Below are 26,223 nucleotides of genomic sequence, written 5' to 3' on the forward strand. Positions count from 1 at the left end.
TCACGATGACGGAGCGCCCGGGGTTCACGCGTCCGACGAGCGCAGCGAGGAGGGACTCGTGAAGCCGTTCCGCGCCAAGGGCGGCCACCTCGTGGCCCGCCTCGACCGGGCCGAGGCAGGCATCGTCGGGCTGCTGCTCGACCAGCTGGAGCAGCTGCTGGCCGCCGACCGGGCCGACAGCAGCGGGGACCCGGTGATGGACCGGCTCTTCCCCGCGGGGCACCGCAGCGACCCGGCGCTGGCCGAGGACTACCGCGGCCTCACCGAGCAGACCCTGCGCGGCGGCAAGGCCGACGACCTGGCCACCGTGCGCGCCACCCTGCCGGCCGACGGGGGAGAGGTCCGGCTGGACGACGAGCAGGCCGGTGCCTGGCTGCGGACCAGCAACGACCTCCGGCTGGCGCTCGGCACCCGCCTGGACATCGGCGAGGACACCGAGCCGCCGGAGGAGATCGTGGACGAGACCGACCACCAGCTCGCGGTCTACTACTGGCTCACCGCGCTGCAGGGGTCGCTCGTGGACGCGCTCGTCGCCGGTCGCGCCGGCCGAAGGTGAGCAGCACCAGGGCGGCGAGCAGCAGGTCGAGGACGAAGAGCACGTAGACCATCCCGTGCAGCTCGACGTCGGCCAGGATCGCGCCGACGGTGGAGACCAGCACCAGGGCCGAGGCGGCGAGCAGCAGGAGCAGGAGGACCGCGCGCACGACGACGATGACCACGACGGGGCCCCGGTCGCCCGGGTGCACGGCGCTGTAGCCGTGGTGCCGGAACAGCCCTCGCATGCCCATGACCAACGCCGGCAGGGCCAGCAGCACGACGCCGGCGGTCAGGAGCAGCGGGACCCACACGACGCCGACCGTATCGGTCCCGGCTCGTTCCCCGGCGGCCACCCGGCGGGCCCCGGCCGGTCACCCGGCAGGGGGGCGTCCCGGGGGCGATCGGGGATGGGCCCGGTGGGCACGCCTAGACTGGCGGACGTGCTGCGCATCGACCGCGCGACCTACGACGCCATCGTGGCCCACGCCCGGAAGGACCATCCGGACGAGGCCTGCGGCGTCGTCGCCGGACCGGAGGGGACCGACCGTCCCGAGCGCTTCGTCCCCATGCTGAACGCGGCGCGGTCGCCCACGTTCTACGAGTTCGACAGCGCCGACCTGCTCGCGCTCTACCGCGACATGGACGACCGGGACGAGTGGCCGGTCCTCGTCTACCACTCGCACACCGCCACCGAGGCCTACCCCTCGCGCACCGACGTCGGGTACGCCTCCGGCCCGGCCGCCGACCCCCGCACGCACTACGTGCTGGTGTCCACCCGCCACCACGGTCCCGAGACCGGCCTGGCCGGCGACGACGTCGAGTTCCGCAGCTACCGGATCGTCGACGGGGAGGTGTCGGAGGAGGAGGTCGAGATCGTCGAGTCCTACCTGTTCGGGCACTCGCCGACGACCGTCGTCTACGACTGAGAGAGGGCCCCGCCCTCCCCGCCCCTCGCACGCTCGGGGCGGTGCCCTGGACGGGGCCGTCCCGGAATGCCCCGCGGCGAGCGGGCGTTGCCCGGCTCAGATGCACCACCGCTGCCTCTGCAGCACCCCCCCAAGACAGCCACGTCCCGAGGAGAACCACGCCATGGCCATCGAGGTCCGGATCCCGACCATCCTGCGCACCCACACCGGCGGCAGCAAGACCGTCGAGGGCCAGGGGGACACCCTCGCCGCGCTGATCGACGACCTCGACAGCAAGCACTCGGGCCTCAAGGACCGCCTCGTGACCGAGGAGGGCAAGCTGCACCGCTTCGTCAACGTCTACGTCAACGACGAGGACGTGCGCTTCACCGGCGCCCTGGACACCCAGGTCAAGGACGGCGACTCGGTGACGATCCTCCCGGCGGTCGCGGGCGGCTGCTGAGCGGCGCCCCGCTCCTCGCCCCTCGTCCCCGTTCCGGAAGAGCTCATCCGATGGCCCGCTTCGCCTCCCTCGTCGACTCCCTCGGCGGCACCCCGCTCGTCGGGCTGCCCAACCTCTCGCCGACGCCGGACGTGCGGCTGTGGGCCAAGCTCGAGGACCACAACCCCACCGGCTCCATCAAGGACCGCGCCGCGATCAAGATGATCGAGGCGGCCGAGAAGGAGGGGCTGCTGCGGCCCGGCTCGACCATCCTCGAGCCGACCAGCGGCAACACCGGCATCTCGCTGGCCATGGTCGCCCGGCAGCGCGGCTACCGGCTGGTCTGCGTGATGCCGGAGAACACCTCGATCGAGCGGCGGCAGCTGCTGCAGATGTACGGGGCGGAGATCATCTCCTCGCCGGCGGCCGGTGGCTCCAACCAGGCCGTCGCCATGGCCAAGGAGCTCGCCGCCGAGCACGACGACTGGGTGATGCTCTACCAGTACGGCAACCCGGCCAACGCCCAGGCGCACTACGAGGGGACGGCGCCGGAGATCCTCGCCGACCTGCCCTCGATCACCCACTTCGTCGCCGGGCTCGGGACGACGGGCACGCTCATGGGCTGCTCCCGCTACTTCCGCGAGCACAAGCCCGGTGTGCAGGTCATCGCCGCGGAGCCGCGCTACGGCGAGCTGGTCTACGGCCTGCGCAACATCGACGAGGGGTTCATCCCCGAGCTCTACGACGCCGAGCTGCTGGACTCGCGGTTCTCCGTCGGGCCGGACGACGCCATCCACCGCACCCGCCAGCTCGTGGAGCGGGAGGGGATCTTCGCCGGCATCTCCACCGGCGCGATCCTGCACGCTGCGCTGGGCATCGCCGACAAGGAGGTCGCGGCCGGGCGCCGGGCGGACATCGTCTTCATCGTCTGCGACGGCGGCTGGAAGTACCTGTCCACCGGCGCGTACGCGGGCACGCTCGAGGAGGCGACCTCCGCGCTGGAGGGCCAGCTCTGGGCCTGAAAGGACCACCCTTCTCCCCACGGCTCGCACGCTCGCCGCGGGCCCCTGAAGGGTGGCCGTTCCAGCACGTCGCCGCGCTCGCCGCGGGCCCCTGAAGGGTGGCCGTTCCAGCACGTCGCCGCGCTCGCCGCCGGCCCCTGAAGGGTGGCCGTTCCAGCACGTCACCGGGGGTCGGCGGGACCGTCGGTGGGGGCCGCTAGCCTGACCGGCGACATGGGGACGCAGCCAGGAGCCGACGCGCCGATCGGCATCTTCGACTCGGGCGTCGGTGGGCTCACCGTCGCCCGCGCCGTGCTCGACCAGCTGCCCGGCGAGGCCGTCCGCTACATCGGCGACACGGCGAACGGCCCCTACGGCCCCCTGCCGATCGCCGAGGTGCGCCGCCACTCCCTGGCGGTCATGGACGAGTTGGTCGGCAGCGGCGTCAAGATGCTCGTCGTCGCCTGCAACTCCGCCAGCGCCGCCTCCCTGCGCGACGCGCGGGAGCGCTACGACGTCCCGGTGGTCGAGGTGGTCCTGCCCGCGGTCCGCCGGGCGATCGCCGCCACCCGCAACGGCCGGATCGGCGTCATCGGCACCCAGGCGACGGTGACCAGCGGCGCCTACGACGACGCCTTCGCCGCCGCGCCGCAGGTGTCGGTGACCTCGGCCGCCTGCCCGAGCTTCGTCGACTTCGTCGAGCGGGGGATCACCAGCGGCCGGCAGCTGCTGGGCCTGGCGCAGTCCTACCTGGACCCCCTCATGGCCGCCGGCGTCGACACCGTCGTCCTGGGCTGCACGCACTACCCGCTGCTCACCGGCGTGCTCTCGGTGGTGCTGGGGGACGGCGTCACGCTCGTCTCCAGCGCCGAGGAGACCGCCAAGGACGTCTACCGCGTGCTCACCCGCGCCGACCTGCTCCGCGATCCCGCGGCGCCCTCGCCGCGGCACGTCTTCCTGGCCACCGGCGACCCCGAGCCGTTCGCCCGGCTCGGCCGCCGCTTCCTGGGGCCGGAGGTCGGTGCCGTGCTCGGCGCCGGGCGGGCGGGTGCCGCGTGAGGCTGACCGTCGTGGGGTGCTGCGGCAGCGGGCCCGGCCCCGACTCACCCGCGTCCTGCTACCTGGTGGAGCACGACGGGTTCCGGCTCGTCATCGACCTGGGCAACGGCTCCTTCGGGGCGCTGCAGCGGTTCGCGGACCCCGCGTCGGTGGACGCGGTGTTCCTCTCGCACCTGCACGCCGACCACTGCCTCGACATCGCCCCGTTCGTCGTCTGGCACCGCTACTCGGGCAGCCCCCGGGGGCCGCTGGTACCGCTCTACGCGCCGGTGGGCGCCGAGCGGCGGCTGGCGCTGGCCTACGACGTGGACGGCGACGGCCTGACCGACGTCTTCGACTTCGTCCCGGTGGGCCCGGGGACCTTCCGCCTGGGCCCCTTCGACGTGGAGCTGGCCCGCACCGCGCACCCGGTCGAGACCTACGCCATCCGGCTGACCGCGGGCGGGCGGTCGCTGGTCTACACCGGCGACACCGGCCCCTGCGAGCGGGTGGTCGAGCTGGCCCGCGGCGCCGACGTGCTGCTCGCCGAGGCGGCGCACCCCGACAACGCGCCCGGGCAACCCCCGGGTCTGCACCTCACCGGGCGGCAGGCCGCCCAGCACGCCGCGGCTGCCGGCGTCGGCCGGCTGCTGCTCACCCACATCCCCGCCTGGGTCGACCACATCGGCCAGCTCTTCGCCGCCAGCTCGGTGTTCAGCGAGACCGAACTGGTCACCCCCGGCGCCACGTACGAGATCTGACGAAGGAGCCTCCTTCGCAGGCTCGCGGCGGGCCGCTGCAGGAGGGCCGGTTGCCGGATGGCCGTGATCGCGGAACGGTGACCCCATGGAGGAGCGGGACGGCGTGCCGCTGAGCAGCCTGGACTCGCCGCTGGGTGACGGGCTCGGCGTCTCCAAGCGCGCGCTCGTCGACCACCTCGACGCCGTCGCCGACCGGCTGGTCCCGCTGCTGGCGGGCAGGCCGCTCTCGGTGGTGCGGGTACGGCCGGGCCAGGCCCCGTTCATGCAGCGCAACGTCAGCAAGGGCGCCCCGGCCTGGGTGCGCACGGTCGCCGTGTGGGCGGAGTCCGCCCACCGCGAGGTGCACCAGGTGCTGTGCGACGACCGCCGCACCCTGCTGTGGCTGGCCAACCAGCGCGCGGTCGAGTTCCACGTGCCCTTCCTCCCGGCAGGCTCGCGGGAGCCGACCGGGCTGGTGCTCGACCTCGACCCGCCCGACGGCGCGGACTTCTCCGCCGTCGTGGCCGTCGCCCGGCTGGCCCGCCGGGCGCTGGAAGATGCCGGGCTCGCCGGCGCGGTGAAGACCAGCGGCTCCTCGGGGCTGCACGTCGTCGTCCCGGTGCAGGGCTCCCCGGTCGAGGACGTCGCCGCGGCCACGCGGGCCCTGGCGCAGCGGACGGCGCAGCTGGACCCCGGGGTCGCGACGACGGCGTTCCTCAAGGAGGAGCGGGAGGGCCGGGTGTTCGTGGACTCCACCCGGTCGGGGACCGGCACGGTCGTCGCCGCCTACAGCCCGCGGGTACGGCCGGGGTTGCCGGTGTCGGCGCCCGTCGACTGGGCCGACCTGGACGCGGTGCGGCCGGGCGACGCCACCGTCACCTCGGGGTCGTCTCTGCCGGACTGGGCGGCGCTGCTGCCGGAGCCGCAGCAGCTCCCGGCCGCGCTCGTCGCCGAGGGGCACACCATCCCGGTGGCCCGGGTGCAGGCCATGCACGAGGGCAAACGGCGGGCCCGGCTGCGGCGTGAGGCAGCGGAGGGGGACGCCGGCCGGTAGCCCTCGAGCGGGCGGGTGCCGACGACGTCGGGGCCCGCTCCTCCTGCCCTACGCTGCCATCCGTGAGCGGCGCCCCGGAGGAGATCGTGCGCCACGCGGCGCGGACCCTGATGAGCGGCCGCCGCCTGGACACCGGCACCCTGGCGACGGAGCTGGGCATCTCCCGGGCGACCCTGTTCCGCCGCGCCGGCAACCGGGACGCGATCCTCGGCGAGGCGCTGGCCTTCCTCGGCCGTCGGACGCTCGCGGCCGCCGAGCGCGAGCACGACGCCCGGGCGTCCGGGGACGGGCCGGGCACCCGGCTCCGCTCCCTGGCGGTGATGGAGGACTTCCGCTACGCCCTCAGCACCTCCCTCCCCGTCCGCCGCCTGCTCGACGAGGAGCCGGCGACCGCGATCCGCGTGCTCACCGATCCGCAGGGCCGGGTCCAGCCGCGGGTCGTGGAGGCCTACACCGAGCTCTTCCAGCGGGACGTCGACGAGCACGGGTTGGAGCCGCAGATACCCGTTCCGCTGCTCGCCCTCGCCGTCGTCCGGCTGGGGGAGTCCTTCCTCTACTCCGACGTGCTCGCCGCCCGGGCACCGGACCTCAAGGCGGCGACGACCGTGCTCGACGCGCTGGTCACCAGCGTCTTCGGGCTCGATCGCCGCTGAGGACGACGTCCGGGCCGTTTCCGGGGATGTTCCGGCGGGCGACCCTCCGCCGCCGGCGGCTGTCCCCAGGCGCGGCGGTCGTCCACAGTCGGGTCTCGGGCGCCCCGGTCGTCGGTGGCCGGCGGGACGCTGGGCGGCATGACGACCGATCCGCAGACGATCGCCTGGCTCGACCAGGAGGACAGCCGCCTGGCGCAGGCGATCCGCGTCCACCGGTTCGCCGTGCAGTACGTGATGCGCGGCGCGGCCTCCGACGAGCCGGCGTTCGGCTACACCGTGGGCCTGTTCGGGGTGGGGCACCCCGAACTGGTCGTGGTGGGCGTCGGGCGCGAGGCGGCGAGCGGCCTGCTCGACCACGTCGCCGGCCTGGTCCTCGACGGCCGGGACCTGGTGCCGGGCGAGGTGCTCACCCACGGTCGGGCGGAGCCGCTCGTGGTGGAGGAGCTGCCCAACCCGGGGGAGGTCCTGTTCAGCGCCAACCGCTTCTACCAGCGCCCCGACGAGTACTCGGTGCCCGCCTACCAGCTGACCTGGGCCCACCCGGACGGCGGCTTCCCGTGGGACCCGGGCTACCCCTGCCCGCCGGAGTGCCAGCCCCGGCCGGGGACGTGGCGGGCCTAGGCAGACGTTCTTGCCCGACCACCCTGCAGGGGCCCCTCCAGGGTGGTCCTTCAGTCCAGCCCGAGGTCGCGGCGGAGCTTGGCGACGTGCCCGGTGGCCTTGACGTTGTAGGAGGCGCGCTCCACCCGGCCCTCGGCGTCGATGACGAACGTCGACCGGATCACGCCGACGACCTCCTTGCCGTACAGCTTCTTCGTGCCGTAGGCGCCGTAGGCCTGCATCACCCGCTTGTCGGCGTCGGAGACGAGCGTGATGCGCAAGTTCTCCTTCTCCCGGAAGCGGGCGAGCTTCTCGACCGGGTCGGGGGAGATGCCGATGATCTCCAGCCCCGCCTCGGCGAGGTCGCCCGCCGCGGCGGTGAAGTCGACGGCCTGCGTGGTGCAGCCGGGCGTGAGCGCGGCCGGGTAGCAGTAGACGATCACGCGGCGGCCGCGGTACGAGGAGAGCGACACCGGGGTGCCGTCGGCGTCGGGCAGCGTGAAGTCCGGCGCCGGGTCGCCGGCGGCCAGGCGGACGGGGGCGGCGTCGGTCTCGGTCATGCCGCGCATCCTGCCGTGTCTCCGGGAGGGGCTCGCAAGGGGGCGCACCTCAGCCGGGCAGGAAGGAGAAGCGGACGTGCCGCTGGTGGTTGTCGGTGTTGGTGTCCACCAGGCAGATGCGCTGCCAGGTGCCCAGCATCAGCCGCCCCTCCAGCACGGGGACGCTGGCGTGCGGCGGCACGAACGCCGGCAGCACGTGGTCCCGGCCGTGCCCCGGGCTGCCGTGCCGGTGGCGCCACCGGTCGTCGCGGGGGAGCAACTCGTCCAACTGGGCGAGCAGGTCGTCGTCGCTCCCCGCGCCGGTCTCCAGGATCGCCAGGCCGGCGGTCGCGTGCGGGACGAAGACGTGCAGCAGGCCGTCGCCCTCCGGCTGCACGAACTCGGCGCAGTCGTCGGTGAGGTCGACGACGACGGGGACGCCCCCGGTCCGGACGGCACGCAGCTCCGATCGCATGGCGCCGATCCTGCCGGAGGTCCGGGCCCGCGCGCCCGCCAGCGCGCGGGAGGGCGGGCTCGGGCCGCGGCGGGCCGTCGGCGGCGCGCACTACTGTCGGCACCCGTGACGCAGCCTCGACCCACCCCCCGCGCCGACGGCCGTTCGGCCGACCAGCTCCGCCCGGTGACCATCACCCGCAACTGGCTGGACCACGCCGAGGGCTCGGTGCTCGTCGAGTTCGGCCGCACCCGCGTCCTGTGCGCGGCGAGCGTCACCGAGGGGGTGCCCCGCTGGCGCAAGGGCTCGGGCCTGGGCTGGGTCACCGCCGAGTACTCGATGCTGCCGCGCGCCACGCACACCCGCAGCGACCGCGAGTCGGTCCGCGGGAAGATCGGCGGCCGCACGCACGAGATCAGCCGGCTGATCGGCCGCTCGCTGCGCGCCTCGATCGACCTGGGTGCGCTCGGGGAGAACAGCATCGCCATCGACTGCGACGTCCTGCAGGCCGACGGCGGCACCCGCACAGCGGCCATCACCGGCGCCTACGTGGCGCTGGCCGACGCGGTGGCGTGGCTCGGCGAGCGCAAGAAGCTGGCGAAGAAGGAGCCACTGGTGCAGTCGGTCGCCGCGGTCAGCGTCGGCGTCATCGACGGCGAGCCGCGGCTGGACCTCGCCTACGAGGAGGACGTCCGCGCGGGCACCGACATGAACGTGGTCTGCACCGGGAACGGCGGCTTCGTCGAGGTGCAGGGCACCGCCGAGGGCGCGGTCTTCGACCGGCCGACGCTCGACGCGCTGCTGGACCTGGCGGTCGGCGGCTGCGCCGAGCTCACCCGCCTGCAGGCCGAGGCGCTGTCGCGCGAGCCGGTCGGCCGATGAGCACGCGGCTGCTGCTGGCCACCCGCAACGCCGGCAAGCTCGCCGAGCTCCAGCGACTCCTGGCGAGCGCGGTGCCCGGGGTCGAGGTCGTCGGGCTGCGCGACGTCGAGGAGTACCCGGAGGCGCCGGAGACCGGCGCGACGTTCGCGGAGAACGCCTTGCTCAAGGCCCGGGAGGCCGTCCGGTACACCGGGCTGCCCGCCGTGGCCGACGACTCCGGGCTCGCGGTCGACGCGTTGAACGGCATGCCCGGGGTCCTCTCGGCGCGCTGGTCGGGCCGGCACGGCGACGACGACGCCAACACCGCGCTGCTGCTCGGCCAGCTCGCCGACGTGCCCGATGAGCGGCGGGGCGCGGCGTTCGTGTGCGCGGCGGCGCTCGTCACCCCCGACGGCACCGAGCGGGTGCTGGAGCGGGAGTGGCGCGGCCGGGTGATCCGCGAGAAGCGGGGGAGCAACGGCTTCGGCTACGACCCGGTGTTCGTCCCGGAGGGTCTGGAGCTGACCTCGGCCGAGCTGGAGCCGGCGGAGAAGGACGCCCGCAGCCACCGGGGGCAGGCATTCGCGGCCCTCGTGCCGGTGCTCGCCGAGGTGCTGGGCGCCCGCTGAGGCGTCAACCCCGCTGGAGCGGGAAGCCGAGCCAGGCGAGGGAGTCCGCCTCCTCGGGCTCGGCGTGCCGGCCCGGGCGCACGGGCTCCTCGCCGGCGCCCTCCAGCGGGCGCCGACGGCCGGTGCGCATTGGCGGCTGCGTGCGGGCCGGGCGGCGGTGGAGTGGACGACGGCGGCCGAACCGGGCTGACGGGCGGCTCCCCGAGGTCCAGCGTCCGGCGCGTGAGCCTGCCCGCCCGCGTCCGCCCACCCGGGGCCGGCGACCAGCGGGAGCTGCTCGTCGGCTGGCTGGACCTGCAGCGCGCTGTCGTGCACCTCACGTGCGAGGGGCTCACCGACGACGACGCCCACCGGGCTCTGCTGCCGACCTCACCGCTCATGTCGATCGCCGGCCTGGTCTCCCACCTGCGCTGGGTGGAGCACTGCTGGTTCGAGGTGCTGTTCCTGGGCCGGTCGAAGGAGGCCAACCCGCAGTTCGGCGACGACGGGAGCGCCGACTGGCGCGTGGGCGGCGTCCCGCTGGCGCGGCTGCTCGACGAGTACGCCCGCAGTGCGCCGCATCGACGGAGATCGTGGCGGCCGCGTCGCTGGACGAGCTGGGTCGCGAGGAGGAGTACGGGGGCACGACCCTCTCGCTGCGCTGGATCCTCGGGCACAGGGTCGAGGAGGTCGCGCGGCACGTGGGGCACCTCGACCTGCTCCGCGAGCTGGTCGACGGGCGGACCGGCTACTACTGATCGCGGCGCGTGAGCGGCCGTCGGGCGGGGCACACCGGGGCGATGCAGGTCTTCGTGGACGCCGCCCGGCCGCTGCGCTTCGCCGACGGCACCCCGGTGACCGCGGCCTCGGGCGTGGCCCCGCTCGGGGACGGCTGGCTGGTCGTGCAGGACGACTCGACGATCGCCGCCTGGCGCCGTCCGGACGAGGTGGTGGCGCTCGAGGTGCTCCCGCCCGTCGAGGGGCTGCGCACGTTCCGCGAGGCGGAGGGCACCAAGCGCCTCAAACCCGACCTGGAGGTCGCCTGCCCGGCGGAGGTGGACGGCGAGCCGGCCGTGCTCCTGCTCGGCTCTGGCTCCTCGCCCCGGCGCATGCGCGGGGTCCTCGTGCGGCTGGAGGGCGGGCGGCCGGTGGTGCGCTCCGCGGAGCTCGGCCCGATCTACCACCGCGTGGCCGACGTCCTGGGGCTGCCGATGGACCACGTGAACCTGGAGGGGGCGAGCCGCCACGGCGACGTGGTCCGATGGTTCAACCGCGGCAACCTCATGGCCGGCGTCCGCTCCGCGAGCGTCGACGTGCCGCTGCGGGACGTGGTCGCCGCCGTCCTCGGTCGTGCGGAGCCCGCCGCCGTCCCGGTGGACCGGCCGCGGGAGTACGAGCTGGGCCAGGTCGAGGGCGTGGGCCTCGCGGTCACCGACGCCGTCGCGCTGCCCGACGGGCGGGTGCTGCTGAGCGCCGCCGCCGAGGACACCCCGAACGCGGTGGACGACGGTCCCGTGGTCGCCACCGCGATCGCGCTGCTGGACGGCGACACGGTGCAGGCGGTCGTGCCCATCCCGGAGGTGGACGGGCACGTGCACAAGGTCGAGGGGTTGGCGCTGTGCGGGGTGGACGGCGACACCGTGCACCTGCTGGCCGTGGTGGACGACGACGACCCGGACGCGCCGTCGGCCGAGCTCGACCTGCGGGTGCTCCTGACCTGACGAGTGCGCACGACGCCCGATCAGCCGAGCGCGGCGCCGGCCGAGCTCGCCGCCCCGAGGCCGGCTGCGAGGAACCGTCGTTCCCACGGGAAGACGTGGAGCCCGATCCGCTGGGCCGTCTCCTCCAGGCGCCGCAGCCAGGCGCGGCGGGCCAGGTCGTCCCCCGCGAGCAGGGCCGACTCCACCAGGTACGTCACGTGGTCCGGCCAGACGGTGGAGGGGTCGATGCCCTCTTCGGCCTCCCGCAGGAGTTCTGAGGCCTCCGCCCGGCGTCCGGCGAGACGCGACAGCCGCGCGCGGCGCAGGCGGAGCCGTCCCACGAACACCGGGTCGTCGCTCGCGGCGTGCGTCTGCTCGGCCAGCTGCAGCGCTACCTCTGCCTCCTCCAGGCGGCCCTGGACGGCCAGGAGGTCGACCAGGCAGCACGACTGGAAGTGCAGGAGGAGCACCCGACCACCCGCGCGGGCGACCTCGATGGACGTCCTCATCACCGATTCGGCGGCATGGAGCCGCCCGGTGTGGTGCAGCAGCCACGCCTGCGCCCACGGCACGAAGTCCTCCGTCGTCGACGTCGCCGCCCCGTCGAGGAGCCGGACCGCTCTGTCGACGAACCCGGTCGCCGCGGGGACGTCGCCCACGCAGAGGTACCGGACACCCAGCTCGGCGCAGACCTTCGCCAACGCCGGCCGGTCGCCCTTCCGCTCGACCGCGTCCAGTGCCCGGTGCTGCCATTTGATGGCGGTAGGCAGCGAACGCAGGCACCACAGCCAGGACAGCTGGTCGGCGGCTACCGCGACCAGGACGTCGGGTGCGGTGGGCGCGTAGCGGACCGGAGCGGCCCGGTGCCGCTCGGCCGCGGCGGCTGCCTCGGTGGCGAGGCCGATCGCCTCGTCGATGCACGGGTTCCGGATGTCGGCGAGCAGGAGGAGGGCGTAGGCACGCACGAGCTCGTCGCCCGCCGCCCGCGCGAGGGACTCGGCCTCGACCAGCAGCCCCTCCGCCCGGAGGAACTCCACGTTGCCGGTGAGCTGGACCAGGTGGCACAGCCCCATCGCGCGGGCCGGCGCCCCGGGTGCCGCCTTCGACAGCGCCCGCTCCAGCCGGCGACCACCCTCCTGCTCCTGGCTGGCGTTCCACCACAGGGCGTAGCTGTCGACGACGAGCTGCAGGTGGTCCTCGGCGCGCCCTTCCCGCTCGAGGGTCTCCATGGCGCCGCGGAGGTTGTCCGCATCCGCGACGGCTCGCGCCACCCAGCCCCGGGAGCCCGGACCCTCACTGCGCGCGGCGAGCTCGGCGGCCCAGGCGGCGTACCACTCGGCTGCCCGCAGCCGCGTCGCCACCTCCTCGCCGGAGGCGGCGAGACGCTCCGCGGCGTACTGCCTGACGGTCTCCAGCAGCCGGAACCGCGGCGAGCCCTCGACCGGCTCCACCCGCTGGACGAGCTGCCGCTCGAGCAGGTCCAGGAGGACGTCCCGGACCGGGACGTCCAGATCCGTCCCGCCGATGGCCCGGACGGCCTCGAGGTCGCCGCCACCGCGCATCACGGACAGCCGCCGGAGCAGTCGCTGCTGGTCGAGGTCGAGGCGGTCGTGGCTCCAGCTGACGGCCGCCCGCAGGGTGCGGTGCCTCGCGTCGACGTCGGGGCGACGACCCGACAGGTCGAGGGGGTGGGCAAGCTCGGCCAGCAGGCCCCGGGCGCCGAGGGACCCCAGCCACGGCGCGACGATCTCGATGGCGAGGGGCAGCCCGTCGAGGGCACGGACGACGTCCCGCACCGCACGCCAGTCGTCCCCGGCGAGCGAGAGCCGGCGGTCGGCAGCCCGGGCCCGGTCGAGGAGGAGGGCGATGGACGGCGTCGCGGCCAGGCGACCGGGGTCGGTCTCGGTCGCCGACGGCACCGGCAGCGGGTCGACCGGGTAGCGCTGCTCGCCCGCCGCGCGCAGCGGTTCACGCGAGGTCGCGAGCACGCGCACACTGGGGGCGCCCAGCAGCAGCTCCGCGACGACGGGTCCGACGCCCGCGATCTGCTCGAGGTTGTCCAGGACCAGGACGAGCCTCCGGTCAGCCAGCCGGGCGACCAGGTCCGCGACCGTCTCCGCCGGCTGCACCTCGAGGCGCGCGGCGATCGCACCGGGGAGCAGGGCAGGGTCCTCCACCGCGGCCAGTTCGACCGTCGTCGTGTCGATGCCTGCCCTGGTGGCGTAGTCGGCAGCGGCCTCCTCGGCGAGGCGGGTCTTCCCGGAGCCACCGGGCCCGGTCAGCGTCACCAGCCGGGCGTCGTCGAGCAGTCCGCACACCTCCTGGACGTCGTCCTCACGGCCGAGGAAGGAGTCCAACCGCGGTGCGATCCGACGACGGTTCGCCCCGGCCGCACCGGCGGAGAGCGCGGGCTCGTGGCGCAGCACCCTCGTCTGCATCGCCTGCAGCTCCGTGCCCGGATCGACGCCCAGTTCGTCCGCCAGGCGACGACGGGTCTCCTCGTACGCCCCGAGTGCGTCGCGCTGCCGGCCCTGGCGCACGAGCGCCCACATGAGCAGCGCCGTGCTCCGCTCGCGCCACGGCCGTGCGTCCCGGAGCCGGTGGAGGGCGGCGGTCACGGCAGGGAGGTCGTCGTCATCTCCCGTCCCGAGCACCGTCTCCGCCCAGGTCTCGACGACCGCATCACGGTGCTCTTCCAGGGCCCGCACCGCCGAGGAGTGGAAGGGACGGTCGGCGAGGTCGGACAGCACGGACCCGGCGCACAGGGCGAGCGCGCGCTCCAGGCCGTGCCGCGCCTCCGCTGGCCGGCCGGCGGCCGTGAGCCGGCGTGCGTCCTGCACGAGCGCGGAGAAGCGGAGCAGGTCGCTCTCCCGCTCCTCCAGCCGCAGCCGGTAGCCACGCCCGACGGTCGTGATCCGTGCTTCGCCCATGTCGCCGCCGGCCACCAGGGCCTTCCGCCAGGCGGAGACGTACGTCTGCAGGATGCCCGCCGCGCTGTCGGGAGGGTGCTCGCCCCAGAGCCCGTCGACCAGCGCACCGGTGCTCACGACCTCGCCGGCGTGCAGGGCGAGCAGTGCGAACAGGGAACGCCGCAGCGGACCCGCAGGCCCTACCGGAACGCCCGCGACGGTGACGCGCAGCGGGCCCAGCACCTGTACGTGCAGTCCTCCCGCCATGGCGCCCCCACCCGGTCCGGCTCGGATGCTCCCACCGCTCCGCGCATCGGTACAGGGCCGTTGGAGCGGGGCTGGAGCGCGGTTGCACCCCCTGCCGGGAGCGTCCTGGGTGTCGCCGATGGCGACCCGTCCTCAGGAGACAGCCATGTCCCTCTCCACCGGCCGCACCGGCTCCCGGTCCGACCTTCGTCGTGGACGCCCGTGCACGCGACGGCTGCTCGTCCTCGTCGCAGCCGTCCCTGTGGCCTTCGGCATCTCCGTGACCCCGGCCGGGGGCGTCCCGACCGAGGGCGATGCGGTCCCGTCCGTCAGCGACCCTGCCGCTCCGCGCTGGGGCTGTGGTGACGGCCCGCGGGAGCAGGCGTTCTTCGGGCAGCGCTACGGGTGCCTCACCCCGGACGAGCGGGGCCCGGTGCTCGAGTCCACGGACCGGTGAGGGGGCGGGGGTTCCCGTCGGGGATCCGGCCGTGGCGGCCCTGCCGCCCGCGGGCCCGGCCGTCGTGCGGGAGGGGGGAGTCGAACCCCCACGCCCGAAGGCACCAGATCCTAAGTCTGGCGTGGCTGCCGTTACACCACTCCCGCGTGGTCCCGGAGTGTAGGAGCACCCGCACGAGTGGCCGTGGAGGACCGTCGGCGCGCTGACCTGCGGGACGTCTGGCAGGCTGTCGCCGTGCCCCGCGACCCACGACAGATCCAGCTCGAGATCGATGCGGCCCGCGAGTCGCTGGCCGCCACCCTGGACCAGATCGCCTACCGGAGCAGCCCGACCCGCCTGAAGGCGCAGGGCCGGGACGCCGTCCAGCGCTTCCTGCAGACGCCGGCGGGCCAGGCCACGATCGGCGCGGTCGGGCTGCTGGTCACCCTGGTCGTCGTCCAGAAGGTCCGGCACCGCCGCAAGGTCGACGTCGTGCAGGTCGGGCGCCGCAAGGTCGTGGTCGAGAAGCCCCACCGGACGCGCTGATCCGGTGCGCCGCGATCCGGTCGGCCCGGGTCAGGAGTCGGTCTGGGACTACCCCCGGCCCCCGTCCGCCGAGGTGACCGGGCGGCACGTCGTCGTGGAGCTCGGCGGGCGGGTGCTCGCCGACACCCGTCGCGCGGTGCGGGTCTGCGAGACCAGCCACCCGCCGGTGTACTACGTGCCGCGCGAGGACGTCGCCGTCGACCTGCTCGAACGGGCGCCGGGCCGCTCGGTGTGCGAGTGGAAGGGGGCGGCGACCTACTGGGACGCCGTCCTCGACGGCCGGCGCGTCCCGGGCGTCGGGTGGTCCTACGAAGACCCCGCCCCGGGCTACGAGCACCTGCGCTCGGCGATCGCCTTCTACCCCGGCAGGGTCGACCGGGCGCTCGTCGACGGGGAGCAGGTGCGCCCGCAGCCGGGCGGCTTCTACGGCGGCTGGATCACCGACGAGATCGCCGGCCCGGTCAAGGGAGGGCCCGGCACCCTCGGGTGGTGAGCGGCGGGGTCAGCCCTGGGTGCGCACCAGCGGCAGGACGACGGTCTCGAGCACCTCGTCGGCGAAGGCCTCGTCGACCGGGCGGTGCGTGAGCAGCCAGCGCTGCACGAGGAGCGCGCTGATCGTCTCGGCGGCGACCGAGCTGCGGAACTCCGGGCCCACCTCGCCGCGGGCCTCGGCCTGCTGCCACACCCTCTCGAAGGACTGCCGCCACACCGCGAGCGGCCCCTGCTCGAACGCCTCGGCGAGCGCCGGGTGGCGCGGCACGGTGGAGAGCAGCGACAGCGTGGCCGCGCCGGTCGGCCCGTTCACGACGCCGACCAGGGTGCGCATGATCTCGCGCAGGTCGCCCTCGAGGGAGCCGGTGTCGGGGCTCTGCGCCACGTCGCGGTTGAGGTCGGAGATGGTGTCGACCACGAGGTCCTGCTTGGTGCGCCAGCGGCGGTAGATCGTCGCCTTCCCGACGCCGGCCTCCGCGGCCACCGCGTCCATGGTGAGCGCCCCGTAGCCCACATCGGCTAGCAGTCGCAGGATCGCGGCACGGATGACGCCGTCGCGGCTGGGATCGCGCGGCCGGCCGCCACGGCTCGGGCGGTCGGCTTCGGCGGTGGGGAGTGCGGCCATGGGCAAACCTTAGACATTCAAGTTGAGAAAGTGCTGGAAGTCCCCTGTGAGTACCCCGGAAGAGCGCTCCGATACCGCCGCGCGCCTGTCTCGCGGGCCACATCCGGTGCGTCACCCTGTCCTGCGTGGGAACCATCTGCGGCGGTGTCTGCGGGTGCCGCCAGAACTGGGAGGTGCCCGGCCGGGCGAGCCGCGCGCTGCTCGCCACCTCGATCGGGCACGTGCTGCCGCACGTGGCCCGCACCGCGAGGACTCTGGGCCTGACCGTCCACTCCTCACCCCAGCTGGTCGACGTCGTCGACGACCGCGGCGGGCGTGGCCTGGAGCGGCTGTTCCAAAAGCTGGCGCGGGAGCTCACCGGCGCCGAGACCGAGGCCGTGCGGGTGGCCACCGACCCGCCGGACGACGGCCCCGCGCTCACCGCCCGGCTGCTCACCGCACCCACGCTCGCCGTCGAGCTGGCCCGGCGCGGGGTCACCGTGGAGGTCGGCGTCCTGGCCGAGGCCGAGCTCTGGTCGGTGTACCAGCCGATCGTCTCGCTGGCCGACCGGTCGGTCGTCGCACACGAGGCGCTGCTGCGCGGGCTGGTCGACGGCCGCGAGGTCGGGGGCGGGGACCTGTTCTTCGTCGCCGAGTCGGCGGGCTGGCTGGACCGGCTGGACCGCATCGGCCGGGAGTCCGCGATCTCCGGCGCGATGCCGTGGCTCGGCGGGGACGACCTGTTCATCAACGTCAACCCCACCTCCATCTACCGGCCGCAGGTCTGCCTGGCCAGCACCGAGCGGGTCGCGCACGACGCGGGTGTCGACCCCCACCAGCTCGTCTTCGAGGTCGTCGAGTCGCACGCCGTCGCCGACCGCGGGCACCTGGTGTCGGTGCTGGAGCACTACCGCTCCCTGGGCTGGCGGGTCGCGCTCGACGACGTCGGCGCGGGCTGGTCCAGCCTGTCGCTGCTGGCCGCGGTCCGGCCCGAGGTGGTCAAGCTCGACAAGGGGCTGGTGCACGAGCTGCCGGACGACGGCGCCCGCACGGTGCTGAAGGCGGTGACCGACCTGGCCCACCAGCTCGGGGCGGTCGTCGTCGCCGAGGGCGTCGAGACCGAACAGCTGGCCGAGGAGGTCGCCGCGCTCGGGGCCGACCTGGGCCAGGGCTGGTTGTTCGGCCGGCCGGAGCGCCCGGAGCCCGCGGTGGAGGAGCCCGAGGGGCGCTGGCAGCCGGTGGCGCGCTCCCGCTGAGGCCCGCGGCGCTCAGCCCAGGGCCCACCCGGTGAGCACCGGCCGGCCGTGCTCGTGGCCCAGGACGCCGTACCGGCCCGCGGGCAGCGCGAACAGCGACCCGGCCTCGGGAGCGAGCCCCAGCCACCGGGCCGTCAGCACCCGGAGCACGTGGCCGTGGGCGACCAGCGCGACGTCGCCGTCGGGCAGCCGGTCCCGCACCCGGTCGAGCACCCGGTCCACCCGCACCCCGACGTCCGCGAGCGACTCACCGGGGACCTCGGCGTCCACGGTGCCGTCCCGCCAGATCGACCACTGCCGGCCCAGCTCCTCGCTGATCTCGGCCGTGGTCCGGCCCTCGTAGCCGCCGTAGTGCAGCTCGACGAGGTCGCCGTCGACGGCCGTGGTGGTCAGCCCGGCGAGTTCCGCGGTGCGCCGTGCCCGCTGCAGCGGGCTGACCCGCACCTCGGCGAACGCCCGGCGACCCAGCACCTCCCGCAGCGAGCGGGCCTGCTCCTCGCCCTCGGGCAGCAGCGGCAGGTCGGTCGCCCCGGTGTGCTGGCCGCTCCGGCTCCACTCGGTCTGCCCGTGCCGGAGCACCACCAGTTCTCCCATCGGCCCATCGAACACGCCCGGCAGGGAACACGCACGGGGGTTGCCACGCTGGCTCCCTGCATGACCACCGCACAGCTCAGCGACACGTTCACCATCGGCGGCGACCTCCCCGTGCACCGGCTCGGCTACGGCGCGATGCAGCTGCCCGGCCCCGGCGTCTGGGGCGAGCCGGCCGACCGCGCCGCCGCCGTGCGCGTCGTGCGGGCCGCCGTCGAGCAGGGCGTCGACTTCATCGACACCGCCGACTCCTACGGCCCCGAGATCAGCGAGCAGATCATCGCCGAGGCGCTGCACCCGTACCCGGAGAACCTGGTCATCGCGACCAAGGCCGGCCTGACCCGCCAGGGCCCCGGCATCTGGACGCCGGTGGGCCGCCCCGCCTACCTCAAGCAGCAGGTGGAGCTCTCCCTGCGGCACCTGAAGCTCGACCGCATCGACCTCATCCAGCTGCACCGCATCGACGCCGAGGTGCCGCTGGCCGACCAGCTGGGCGCCTTCAAGGAGCTCCAGGACGAGGGCAAGGTGCGCCACATCGGCGTCTCCGAGGTCTCGGTCGAGGAGCTGGAGGCCGCTCGCCAGGTCACCGAGATCGTCAGCGTGCAGAACCTGTACAACCTCACGAACCGGCAGAGCCAGGACGTGCTCGACTACGCCACCGCCGAGGGCATCGCCTTCATCCCGTGGTTCCCCATCGCCACCGGTGACCTGGCCGCCCCCGACAGCCCGGTCGCCGACATCGCCCGCGAGCTGGACGCCACCCCGTCGCAGGTGGCGCTCGCCTGGCTGCTGCAGAAGTCGCCGGTCATCCTGCCGATCCCCGGCACCAAGTCGGTCGACCACCTCACCGAGAACCTGGGTGCGGCGCGGCTGACCCTCTCCGACGAGGACATGGCCCGCCTGGACGCCATCGCCTGACCCGCACTTCCCGCGGGCCATGCGAACTCGTGGCCATCGCCGCCTGATGGCCACGAGTTCGCATGACTCGCGGCTCACCCGCCTCTCAGCCGAGCCCGAGCGCCGCCCGGATGGCCGCGAGCACCTGGTCGGGGCGACCGAGCAGGTCGGCCGAGGTGAAGCGCAGGATGGTCCAGCCCGCGAGGACCAGGCCGTTCTGCCGGCGGACGTCCGCCACGAAAACGCTGCGGTCCCGGTGCACGTCGCCGTCGAACTCCACCACCACCCGGCGGTCGGGCCATGCCAGGTCGACCTGCCCGAGGAACCGCCCGCCGTCCCGCACGACGTGCTGCAGCACCGGTGGCGGCAGGCCCGCCTCGTGGATGGCCCAGCGCAGCACCGACTCCATCGGGGAGCCGGCCAACGGGTCGGCGCACGCGGCGACCCGTCGGGCGGTCACGATCCCCCGACGTCCGGCCGATCGCAGCAGGACGGCGGGGAACTGGGCCCGCGGGTACCCCCGGGCCAGCATCTGGTCGGCGACGGCCAGGAGCGCAGCGGGTGGGACGACGGCGGCGAGGTCCATCCAGGTCCGGCTGGGCGAGGTCGTCACCACCCCGTGCAGCCGGCGCGTCTCGGGTGCGGGCACGTCGGAGAAGTGCAGGCGGCGGTCGCGGCGCTGGCGGAGCCGGGCGTCGCGCGGGACGTTCAGGTGCACCCGCTCGTCCTCCGCCACCAGTGGCACCTGGAAGCCCCACAGGCGGGCCGCCGTGAGGTGGCTGACCACTGCCCCGTCCGGAGCGCCGAGCAGCACGGCGCGCATCCGCTGCAACTCGTCGCCGGATCGGGGGAGGTAGGTGTCCCGCGAGGCGTGCAGGACGTCCCGGTGACGCAGGTGCCAGTCGGTGATGCCCTTCGCCCGGGCGCCGCGCCGGTCCAGCGGACCCTGGACCCGTGGCGGTACCGGGGGCGTGGGCATGCCGAGGAGCGTGCCGAAATCAGGGGTCGCTGCGCTCCCGCCATCCACAGGCAGGGCGAGCCATGCAACCTCGTGGCCATCGCCGGCTGATAGCCACGAGTTCGCATGGCTCGGCACGGCCGGACCCCGGCGCGAGGGGCGGACGCGGCACGCGTCACCATGGCCCCGTGGACGCCGAGGACTTCCGCCAGGTCAAGGACGCCGTTCGCCAGCTCATCCGCGAATCGGTGCTGCCCCGCGAGGAGCAGATCGAGGACGAGGACCGCATCCCCGACGACCTGCGCGCGCAGGCCGCGGAGATGGGGCTCTTCGGCTATGCGCTGCCCGAGGACTACGGCGGGCTGGGCGTGACGATGAGCGAGGACGTCGAGCTGGCCATGGAGTTCGGCTACACGACGCCGGCGTTCCGCTCGCTGTTCGGCACCAACAACGGGATCTCCGGCCAGGTCATCGCCAAGTTCGGCAGTGACGAGCAGAAGACGAAGTACCTGCCGCGCCTCTCCGCGGGCGAGCTGATCGGCTCGTTCGCGCTCACCGAGGCCGAGGCCGGCTCCGACCCCTCCGCGCTGCGCACCAGCGCCCGCCGTGACGGCGACGAGTGGGTCATCAACGGCAGCAAGCGGTACATCACCAACGCGCCGATCGCCGACCTGTTCGTCGTCTTCGCCCGCACCGACCCCGAGCAGAGGGGCGGCCGCGGCATCTCCAGCTTCGTCGTGGAGACGACCACGCCCGGCGTCACCCTCGGCCCCCGCGACAAGAAGATGGGCCAGGCCGGCGCCTGGACCTCCGAGGTGTTCTTCGACGACGTCCGGGTGCCCGCCGACGCGCTCATCGGCGAGGAGGGTCGCGGCTACGCCAAGGCGCTCACCGTGCTCTCCCGCGGCCGCCTGCACATCGCGGCGCTCTGCGTCGGCATGGCGCAGCGGGTGCTCGACGAGTCGGTGGCCTACGCGGCCAGCGCGAAGCAGGGCGGGGCCCCGATCGGCCGCTTCCAGCTGGTGCAGGCGATGCTCGCCGACATGCACGCCGAGCTGCTCGCCGGCCGGAGCATGGTGCGCGACGTCGCGGCCCGCTACGACTCCGGCGAGGACACCTCCGTCGGCCCCTCGTCGGCCAAGCTCTTCTGCACCGAGATGGTGGGGCGCGCCGTCGACAAGGCCGTCCAGGTGCACGGCGGCATGGGCTACCTGCGGACGACGCCGGTGGAGCGCTTCTACCGCGACGCCCGGCTGTTCCGGCTCTACGAGGGCACCAGCGAGGTGCAGCGGGTCATCGTCGGTGGCGCGCTGCTGCGCGAGGCCGGCATGCAGCGTGCGTGAGGACCCTCCTGCCCCCCACCACTCGCAGGCTCGCGGCGGGCCCCTGCAGCAGGGCCACCTGACGGGCGAGGAGCGGGGCGTTCGGCGCGACGCCGTCGGGGAGCTGGGGGAGGCGCTGCGCGACCTGGTCGACGCCGCCGTCCGCACCGAGGTGCCCGTCGACCGGCTGGCCGAGGCGGCGCGCGCGGCGCGGGAGCTGACCGCGCTCCTCTCGGCCGACCTCCGCGAGGTGCACGAGATCGCGTCGGTGGACGACCCGGACAGCGGGGAGCGCTGGTACAGCCCGGTCTACGGGCCGGGCAGCCCGGTCGCCCCGCCGATGGTCGTCGAGGACTTCCGTGACGAGGGCCGCTGCGTCGGCCACGTGACCGTCGGCAAGAAGCTCGAGGGGCCGCCGGGGCTGGTGCACGGCGGGGTCGTGGCCACCCTCCTCGACCACGTGCTGGCGCGATCGGCGCGCGGGGCCGGGCACGGGGGCCTGACCGCCACGCTGACGGTCACCTACCGGCGGCCCGTGCACCTGGGAGTGCCCCTCGTGGTGACGGGCCGGCTGGTCTCGGTCGAGGGACGGCGCGCCACCGCGACCGCCCGCCTGGTCGCCGCGGACGACCCGGACACCACGCTCGCCGAAGGTGAGGCGCTGCTGATCGCGCTGCGCGCGGAGCGGGCGAACGAAGTCTTCGCGAGGACCGGCCGGGACGTCGGCGCCTGGACCAGCCGCAGCTGATCCCGGTTCGAGAACTGCCCGGTACCCGGTAGCGTCCGCCCTCCACCGACACACCAGGAGGGCTCGTGCGTCGTACCCGGGTCAGCTACAGCGGCGCTTACCAGCCGCGCACGGCCCCCTCCGCCGCGGTCCCGGACGGGCCGCGGCCGGAGCTCGCCGACGTCGGCCGCCTGGCCCGGCGCGGGGTGCGGGCCCTGGTGGGTGCGGCCCGGGCAGGAGAGCGGCCGCGGCTGTCGCGGGTGCTCGCCGCCCACCTCGGTGACGCCGCCGAGGGCCTGGACGTCGTCGAGGAGACCTGGCCCGGCTACGAGCACGTCAACGTGCAGGCCGGCGTCGACGCCTGGCTGGCCCGCCCCGGGAGGCGGCACGACCTGGTCGGCGTCGCCGGGTTCCAGCACATGCACTTCGGGATCGGCGACCTGCTGGGCCCGGAGGCCGAGCACCCGCACGGCCCGCGGCCCGGCAACCCCGCCACGGTGAACCTCGCCTGCGGCCCCGAGGGGGAGGTGCGCGCCTGCCAGCGGTGCGCGATCTACCTGGTCACCGAGCCGGACGGCAGCCGCAGCGCCCTGCTGCTCCGGGGAGCGGCGCCGGAGAGGGGCATGGCCCAGGTGTCGGTGCAGCTCGTCGGCACCGACCTGGCCGGTGTCGCCCGGGCCGCGGCCGAGATCCGCGAGGCGAGCATCGAGCACAACGTGTTCCGCGGCCAGGTGCTCTCCTTCGGCCAGGAGGTCTTCGGCCACGGGCAGACGCTGCTGCAGTTCCACCGCCGCCCGGAGCTGGGGGCCGACCAGCTCGTCCTCGCGCCGGCCACCCTCGCCGAGATCCGGCGGCAGGTGGTCGACGTCGCCCGGCACAAGGCCCGCCTGCTCGCCGCCGGACAGCACCTCAAGCGCGGGGTGCTGCTGTACGGCCCGCCCGGCGTCGGCAAGACCCACACCATCCGGTACCTGGTGAGCAGCCTGCACGGCACCACGGTCATCCAGCTCACCGGCAACGCGCTGCACCTCATCGCCGAGGCGTGCTCGGTGGCGCGGGCGCTGCAGCCGGCGATGCTCGTCGTCGAGGACGTCGACCTCATCGCCGAGGACCGCGGCATGCACCCCGGGCAGCATCCGCTGCTGTTCCAGCTGCTCAACGAGATGGACGGGCTCGCCGAGGACGCCGACGTCGTCTTCGTGCTGACCACCAACCGCGCCGACCTGCTGGAACCGGCGCTGGCCGCGCGCCCGGGCCGCGTGGACCAGGCGGTGGCTCTGGACCTGCCCGACGCCGCGGCGAGGCGGGCGCTGTTCGAGCTCTACCGCGGCGAGCTGGACGTGGACACCAGCGGTCTGGAGGACGTGCTGGCCCGCACCGAGGGGGTGACGGCGTCGTTCCTCAAGGAGCTGCTCCGCCGGGCCGCGCTGGTCGCCGCGACCCGCACCCCGGACGGCGGCGGGCTCGCGGTGTCGGCCGGCGACCTGACCGCGGCGCTGGACGAGCTGCTCGACACCCGGAACGCGATGACCCGCACGCTGCTGGGGAGCCTCCCCGGCTGAGTCAGTTCGCCCGCGGGCCCGGCGCGTTGGCGGCGTCGCCGGCGGGGTCGAGCTCCGGGCCGCCCGCCGGCCGCAGCAGCGGGCCCGGCGCGCCCACACCCGCGCCCAGGGCGGCCACGAACTGCCGCAGCACGTCGTCCCCGGCGTGGAACGGCGCCCAGTCGAGCAGCTTGCGCGCCCGGCCGGTGTCCAGCGCCGGCGCCTGCGTGCCGATGTCGAGCCAGCCGGGCTCGGTCGGCACCAGGTGGGCCGTGAAGGCGGCCTGCAGCCCGGCGCGCAGGGCGAAGGCGGGGGTGGGTATCCGCACCGACCCCAGCGCCCGGACGAGCGCGTCGGCGTCCATGAGCGGCTCGGCCGCCAGGTTGAACGGGCCGGGAGCGCGCCGGTCGAGCATCCGCTCGAGGGCGTCGGCGACGTCGTCGGCGTGCACGAACGCGATGGCCAGCGCCGGGAGGGGGAGCGGCAGCAGGCGGGCGACCGGGCCGGGGAGCAGGCGTGCGGCACCGAGCAGCAGCGGGCCGAGGAAGTAGCGGCCGATCTCGCTGCTCGCCTCCGGCTGCAGCACCAGGGTGGGGCGGACGACGGTCAGCGTGGTGTCCCGGTGCCGCCCGAACACGTCGCGGACCGCGCTCTCGGCCTGGGACTTGTCGCGGCTGTACTGCGCGCTCGGGATGCCGGTGGTCGGCCAGTCCTCCGTCACCCGCTGCCCGCGCGCCCCGCCGGCGTAGGCGCCGATGGAGCTCATGTGCACGAACTGGTCGACCCCCGCGGCCGCCGCGGCGCGGGCCACCCGCCGGGTGCCCTCCACGTTCACCTCGCGCAGCCGGCCGGGCTGCCGGCCCGGCTGCAGGGCCCAGGCCAGGTGGACGACGGCGTCGGCGCCGGCTACGAACTCGGCGACCTCGCGCTCGCTGGCGGCCTCGCCGAGGTCGGCCAGGTGCCAGCGCACGCCGTCGTAGGGCGCGCCCGACGGCGGGCGGCGCCGGGCCAGCCCGCGGACCTCGGCGACGCCGGCGGAGGGGGCGGTCAGCCGGCGCAGCAGGGCGGTCCCGACGTTGCCGCTGGCTCCGGTGACGGCGATGGTGCGGCCGCGCAGCTGGCCGGGGGTGAGGTTGGGCATGCTCCTGCGGCTACCCGTCCGTCCCCGGGCCAACCGGGGGGTCGGCGTCCTCAGCCGCGCATCGCCGACGACGTCGCCCCGCGGGGGGCCTCCGCGTCGAGCGCCTGCCCGCGCAGCTCGGGCAGCGCGAACGCGGCGACCGCGGCCACCACGAAGAAGGCGGCGAAGGTGGCGAAGACCAGGCCGGTGCCACCGGCGTCGACCAGCAGCGGGACGCAGAGCGGGGCCGCGATGGAGGCGAGCCGGCCGAAGCCGGCGGCAGCGCCCGCGCCCGTGGCCCGCAGGGCGGTCGGGTAGATCTCCGGCGTCACCGCGTAGAGCGCACCCCAGGCGCCGAGGTTGAAGAACGACAGCACCATGCCGGTGACCAGCACCGCGGTGTCGCCGTCGGCGGCGGCGAAGAGCCCGGCGCCCAGCGCGGAGCCGAGCAGGAACGTCGCCAGGGTGGGGCGCCGGCCCCACTTCTCGATCAGGTAGGCCGCCACCGCGTACCCGGGCAGCTGGGCGAGCGTGATGATCAGCGTGTACTGGAACGACTTCACCAGCGAGAAGCCGTCGTTGAACAGCAGCGTCGGCAGCCAGATGAAGGCGCCGTAGTAGGCGAAGTTGATGCTGAACCAGACGGTCCAGAGCGCGGCCGTCCGTCGCGCGGCGCCCCCGGCCCACAGCGCCCGCAGGCCCGGCGGGGCGGCGGGCGGAGCGGGAGCGGGGGAGGGCACGGGCGCGACGTCCGCGGAGCGCTCGAAGCGGCGCACCGTGGCCTCGGCCTCCTCGGTCCGGCCGCGCAGCTCCAGGAAGCGCACCGACTCGGGCAGCCCCCGGCGCACCACCACGGCGTACAGCGCCGGCACCGCGCCCAGGGCCAGCGCCCAGCGCCACCCGTCGTCGCTGGTGGGCACGACGAAGTAGCCGATCAGCGCGGCCAGCGTCCAGCCCACCGCCCAGAACGCCTCCAGCAGCACGACCACCCGGCCGCGCACCCGCGCGGGGGCGAACTCGCTGACCAGGGTCGAGGCGACCGGCAGCTCGGCGCCCAGCCCGAGGCCGATCAGGAACCGGAAGACCAGCAGCGCGCCGACCGACCAGGACAGCGCGGCCGCACCGGTCGCCAGCCCGAACACCAGCAGCGTGAGGGCGAACACCTGGCGGCGGCCGAACCGGTCGGCCAGCAGTCCGCCGAGCGTGGCGCCGAGGGCCATGCCGACGAAGCCGATCGACCCGATCCACGACACCTCGCCGTTCGACAGCCCCCACTGCGCGACCAGCGCGGTCATCACGAACGAGATGAGGCCGACGTCCATCGCGTCCAGCGCCCACCCGATGCCGGAGCCGACGACCAGCCGGTGGTGCTCCCGGGTGACGGGCAGCCGGTCGAGGCGCTCGGCGCGGGTCAGCGACGTCGTCTCCGTCATGGCGAGCAGTCTC

The 26,223-nt window shown here is 74.9% G+C and carries 30 protein-coding genes, 1 tRNA gene and 1 pseudogene; 21 read left to right on the forward strand and 11 right to left on the reverse strand.

The features are described from left to right. Positions 1-58 precede the first annotated feature (58 nt). On the forward strand, positions 59-556 hold the full coding sequence (locus tag ACI79P_RS19025; protein WP_456582628.1) for a DUF2017 family protein: 498 nt from the start codon (positions 59-61) through the stop codon (positions 554-556). On the opposite strand, the gene ACI79P_RS19030 is transcribed toward ACI79P_RS19025, so the two are convergent. Then, positions 495-848, reverse strand: a complete 354-nt coding sequence (locus tag ACI79P_RS19030; protein ID WP_456582629.1) for a hypothetical protein — start codon at positions 846-848, stop codon at positions 495-497. The two genes, ACI79P_RS19025 and ACI79P_RS19030, sit on opposite strands and share 62 nt — an antisense overlap. A gap of 129 nt (positions 849-977) precedes the next feature. Between ACI79P_RS19030 and ACI79P_RS19035 the strand changes: the two genes are divergently transcribed. The 8 genes from ACI79P_RS19035 to ACI79P_RS19070 all read left to right on the forward strand — a co-directional run bounded on the left by ACI79P_RS19035 (position 978) and on the right by ACI79P_RS19070 (position 6,991). Then, positions 978-1,463: a Mov34/MPN/PAD-1 family protein gene (locus ACI79P_RS19035; RefSeq protein ID WP_456582630.1), complete on the forward strand. Its 486-nt coding sequence runs from the start codon at positions 978-980 to the stop codon at positions 1,461-1,463. A gap of 163 nt (positions 1,464-1,626) precedes the next feature. Beyond that, positions 1,627-1,905 (forward strand): MoaD/ThiS family protein, encoded by a 279-nt coding sequence (locus ACI79P_RS19040; RefSeq protein WP_456582631.1) that lies wholly within the window; start codon positions 1,627-1,629, stop codon positions 1,903-1,905. Between the two features lie 50 nt (positions 1,906-1,955). Continuing rightward, a complete protein-coding gene (locus ACI79P_RS19045) occupies positions 1,956-2,906 on the forward strand; it encodes a PLP-dependent cysteine synthase family protein (protein WP_456582632.1) in 951 nt (316 codons plus the stop codon). A 213-nt stretch (positions 2,907-3,119) separates the two neighbouring features. Further along, positions 3,120-3,944: a glutamate racemase gene (gene murI, locus ACI79P_RS19050; RefSeq protein ID WP_456582633.1), complete on the forward strand. Its 825-nt coding sequence runs from the start codon at positions 3,120-3,122 to the stop codon at positions 3,942-3,944. Then, positions 3,941-4,684: an MBL fold metallo-hydrolase gene (locus tag ACI79P_RS19055; RefSeq protein WP_456582634.1), complete on the forward strand. Its 744-nt coding sequence runs from the start codon at positions 3,941-3,943 to the stop codon at positions 4,682-4,684. The genes murI and ACI79P_RS19055 overlap by 4 nt, the downstream gene beginning before the upstream one ends. A gap of 85 nt (positions 4,685-4,769) precedes the next feature. Continuing rightward, positions 4,770-5,717 carry a DNA polymerase domain-containing protein gene (locus tag ACI79P_RS19060; RefSeq protein ID WP_456582635.1) on the forward strand — a complete coding sequence of 316 codons (948 nt, stop codon included), beginning with the start codon at positions 4,770-4,772 and terminating at the stop codon, positions 5,715-5,717. A 62-nt stretch (positions 5,718-5,779) separates the two neighbouring features. Then, positions 5,780-6,370 (forward strand): QsdR family transcriptional regulator, encoded by a 591-nt coding sequence (locus ACI79P_RS19065; protein ID WP_456582636.1) that lies wholly within the window; start codon positions 5,780-5,782, stop codon positions 6,368-6,370. Positions 6,371-6,508: 138 nt separating this feature from the next. Then, positions 6,509-6,991, forward strand: coding sequence for a DUF4262 domain-containing protein (locus ACI79P_RS19070; protein WP_456582637.1), 483 nt, complete (start codon positions 6,509-6,511; stop codon positions 6,989-6,991). A gap of 50 nt (positions 6,992-7,041) precedes the next feature. Here the strand turns inward: ACI79P_RS19070 and bcp are convergent, their stop codons facing one another. Both bcp and ACI79P_RS19080 read right to left on the reverse strand, forming a co-directional pair. Then, positions 7,042-7,530, reverse strand: a complete 489-nt coding sequence (gene bcp, locus ACI79P_RS19075) for a thioredoxin-dependent thiol peroxidase (protein WP_456582638.1) — start codon at positions 7,528-7,530, stop codon at positions 7,042-7,044. Between the two features lie 49 nt (positions 7,531-7,579). Further along, on the reverse strand, positions 7,580-7,984 hold the full coding sequence (locus ACI79P_RS19080) for a YjbQ family protein (RefSeq protein ID WP_456582639.1): 405 nt from the start codon (positions 7,982-7,984) through the stop codon (positions 7,580-7,582). 105 nt (positions 7,985-8,089) lie between these two features. On the opposite strand from ACI79P_RS19080, the gene rph reads away from it, so the two are divergent. After that, a complete protein-coding gene (gene rph / locus ACI79P_RS19085; RefSeq protein ID WP_456582640.1) occupies positions 8,090-8,845 on the forward strand; it encodes a ribonuclease PH in 756 nt (251 codons plus the stop codon). Next, on the forward strand, positions 8,842-9,453 hold the full coding sequence (gene rdgB / locus ACI79P_RS19090) for an RdgB/HAM1 family non-canonical purine NTP pyrophosphatase (protein WP_456582641.1): 612 nt from the start codon (positions 8,842-8,844) through the stop codon (positions 9,451-9,453). The genes rph and rdgB overlap by 4 nt, the downstream gene beginning before the upstream one ends. A gap of 4 nt (positions 9,454-9,457) precedes the next feature. Here the strand turns inward: rdgB and ACI79P_RS19095 are convergent, their stop codons facing one another. After that, positions 9,458-9,583: a hypothetical protein gene (locus ACI79P_RS19095; RefSeq protein WP_456582642.1), complete on the reverse strand. Its 126-nt coding sequence runs from the start codon at positions 9,581-9,583 to the stop codon at positions 9,458-9,460. Positions 9,584-9,762: 179 nt separating this feature from the next. Between ACI79P_RS19095 and ACI79P_RS19100 the strand changes: the two are divergent. Together ACI79P_RS19100 and ACI79P_RS19105 are read left to right on the forward strand one after the other, a co-directional pair. After that, positions 9,763-10,190: pseudogene (locus tag ACI79P_RS19100) on the forward strand (mycothiol transferase). 9 nt (positions 10,191-10,199) lie between these two features. Continuing rightward, the gene (locus ACI79P_RS19105; RefSeq protein WP_456582643.1) at positions 10,200-11,153 is read left to right on the forward strand and encodes a DUF6910 family protein; all 954 of its coding nucleotides are present in this window, start codon (positions 10,200-10,202) and stop codon (positions 11,151-11,153) included. A gap of 20 nt (positions 11,154-11,173) precedes the next feature. Here ACI79P_RS19105 and ACI79P_RS19110 read toward each other — a convergent pair whose 3' ends face one another. Continuing rightward, complete coding sequence (locus ACI79P_RS19110; RefSeq protein ID WP_456582644.1) at positions 11,174-14,308, reverse strand: BTAD domain-containing putative transcriptional regulator; 3,135 nt, start codon at positions 14,306-14,308, stop codon at positions 11,174-11,176. Between the two features lie 145 nt (positions 14,309-14,453). Here ACI79P_RS19110 and ACI79P_RS19115 point away from each other — a divergent pair, with 145 nt between their 5' ends. Continuing rightward, positions 14,454-14,744: a hypothetical protein gene (locus ACI79P_RS19115; protein WP_456582645.1), complete on the forward strand. Its 291-nt coding sequence runs from the start codon at positions 14,454-14,456 to the stop codon at positions 14,742-14,744. Between the two features lie 65 nt (positions 14,745-14,809). On the opposite strand, the gene ACI79P_RS19120 is transcribed toward ACI79P_RS19115, so the two are convergent. Then, positions 14,810-14,890 (reverse strand) — tRNA-Leu (locus ACI79P_RS19120). An 88-nt stretch (positions 14,891-14,978) separates the two neighbouring features. Here ACI79P_RS19120 and ACI79P_RS19125 point away from each other — a divergent pair. Both ACI79P_RS19125 and ACI79P_RS19130 read left to right on the forward strand, forming a co-directional pair. After that, positions 14,979-15,269, forward strand: coding sequence for a DUF3618 domain-containing protein (locus tag ACI79P_RS19125; protein WP_456582646.1), 291 nt, complete (start codon positions 14,979-14,981; stop codon positions 15,267-15,269). Between the two features lie 4 nt (positions 15,270-15,273). Beyond that, positions 15,274-15,762 carry a DUF427 domain-containing protein gene (locus ACI79P_RS19130; RefSeq protein ID WP_456582647.1) on the forward strand — a complete coding sequence of 163 codons (489 nt, stop codon included), beginning with the start codon at positions 15,274-15,276 and terminating at the stop codon, positions 15,760-15,762. Positions 15,763-15,771: 9 nt separating this feature from the next. Here the strand turns inward: ACI79P_RS19130 and ACI79P_RS19135 are convergent, their stop codons facing one another. Further along, positions 15,772-16,386 (reverse strand): TetR/AcrR family transcriptional regulator, encoded by a 615-nt coding sequence (locus ACI79P_RS19135; RefSeq protein WP_456582648.1) that lies wholly within the window; start codon positions 16,384-16,386, stop codon positions 15,772-15,774. Positions 16,387-16,511: 125 nt separating this feature from the next. On the opposite strand from ACI79P_RS19135, the gene ACI79P_RS19140 reads away from it, so the two are divergent. Then, the gene (locus ACI79P_RS19140) at positions 16,512-17,621 is read left to right on the forward strand and encodes an EAL domain-containing protein (protein WP_456582649.1); all 1,110 of its coding nucleotides are present in this window, start codon (positions 16,512-16,514) and stop codon (positions 17,619-17,621) included. A 12-nt stretch (positions 17,622-17,633) separates the two neighbouring features. On the opposite strand, the gene ACI79P_RS19145 is transcribed toward ACI79P_RS19140, so the two are convergent. Beyond that, positions 17,634-18,215, reverse strand: coding sequence for a histidine phosphatase family protein (locus tag ACI79P_RS19145; RefSeq protein ID WP_456582650.1), 582 nt, complete (start codon positions 18,213-18,215; stop codon positions 17,634-17,636). A gap of 60 nt (positions 18,216-18,275) precedes the next feature. On the opposite strand from ACI79P_RS19145, the gene ACI79P_RS19150 reads away from it, so the two are divergent. After that, positions 18,276-19,130 carry an aldo/keto reductase gene (locus tag ACI79P_RS19150; protein ID WP_456582651.1) on the forward strand — a complete coding sequence of 285 codons (855 nt, stop codon included), beginning with the start codon at positions 18,276-18,278 and terminating at the stop codon, positions 19,128-19,130. Positions 19,131-19,215: 85 nt separating this feature from the next. Here ACI79P_RS19150 and ACI79P_RS19155 read toward each other — a convergent pair whose 3' ends face one another. Further along, on the reverse strand, positions 19,216-20,088 hold the full coding sequence (locus tag ACI79P_RS19155) for an endonuclease domain-containing protein (RefSeq protein WP_456582652.1): 873 nt from the start codon (positions 20,086-20,088) through the stop codon (positions 19,216-19,218). Between the two features lie 167 nt (positions 20,089-20,255). Here ACI79P_RS19155 and ACI79P_RS19160 point away from each other — a divergent pair, with 167 nt between their 5' ends. From ACI79P_RS19160 to ACI79P_RS19170, 3 genes are all read left to right on the forward strand, one after another. Further along, positions 20,256-21,410 (forward strand): acyl-CoA dehydrogenase family protein, encoded by a 1,155-nt coding sequence (locus ACI79P_RS19160; RefSeq protein WP_456582653.1) that lies wholly within the window; start codon positions 20,256-20,258, stop codon positions 21,408-21,410. Next, the gene (locus tag ACI79P_RS19165) at positions 21,403-22,137 is read left to right on the forward strand and encodes a PaaI family thioesterase (RefSeq protein WP_456582654.1); all 735 of its coding nucleotides are present in this window, start codon (positions 21,403-21,405) and stop codon (positions 22,135-22,137) included. Before ACI79P_RS19160 ends, ACI79P_RS19165 begins: the two co-directional genes overlap by 8 nt. A 65-nt stretch (positions 22,138-22,202) precedes the next feature. Further along, positions 22,203-23,678 carry an AAA family ATPase gene (locus ACI79P_RS19170; protein ID WP_456582655.1) on the forward strand — a complete coding sequence of 492 codons (1,476 nt, stop codon included), beginning with the start codon at positions 22,203-22,205 and terminating at the stop codon, positions 23,676-23,678. Between the two features lies 1 nt (position 23,679). Here the strand turns inward: ACI79P_RS19170 and ACI79P_RS19175 are convergent, their stop codons facing one another. Both ACI79P_RS19175 and ACI79P_RS19180 read right to left on the reverse strand, forming a co-directional pair. Further along, the gene (locus ACI79P_RS19175; RefSeq protein ID WP_456582656.1) at positions 23,680-24,798 is read right to left on the reverse strand and encodes an NAD-dependent epimerase/dehydratase family protein; all 1,119 of its coding nucleotides are present in this window, start codon (positions 24,796-24,798) and stop codon (positions 23,680-23,682) included. Between the two features lie 50 nt (positions 24,799-24,848). Beyond that, on the reverse strand, positions 24,849-26,210 hold the full coding sequence (locus ACI79P_RS19180; RefSeq protein WP_456582657.1) for an MFS transporter: 1,362 nt from the start codon (positions 26,208-26,210) through the stop codon (positions 24,849-24,851). Positions 26,211-26,223 lie beyond the last annotated feature (13 nt).

This window comes from Blastococcus sp. SYSU DS0510 (assembly GCF_054050835.1).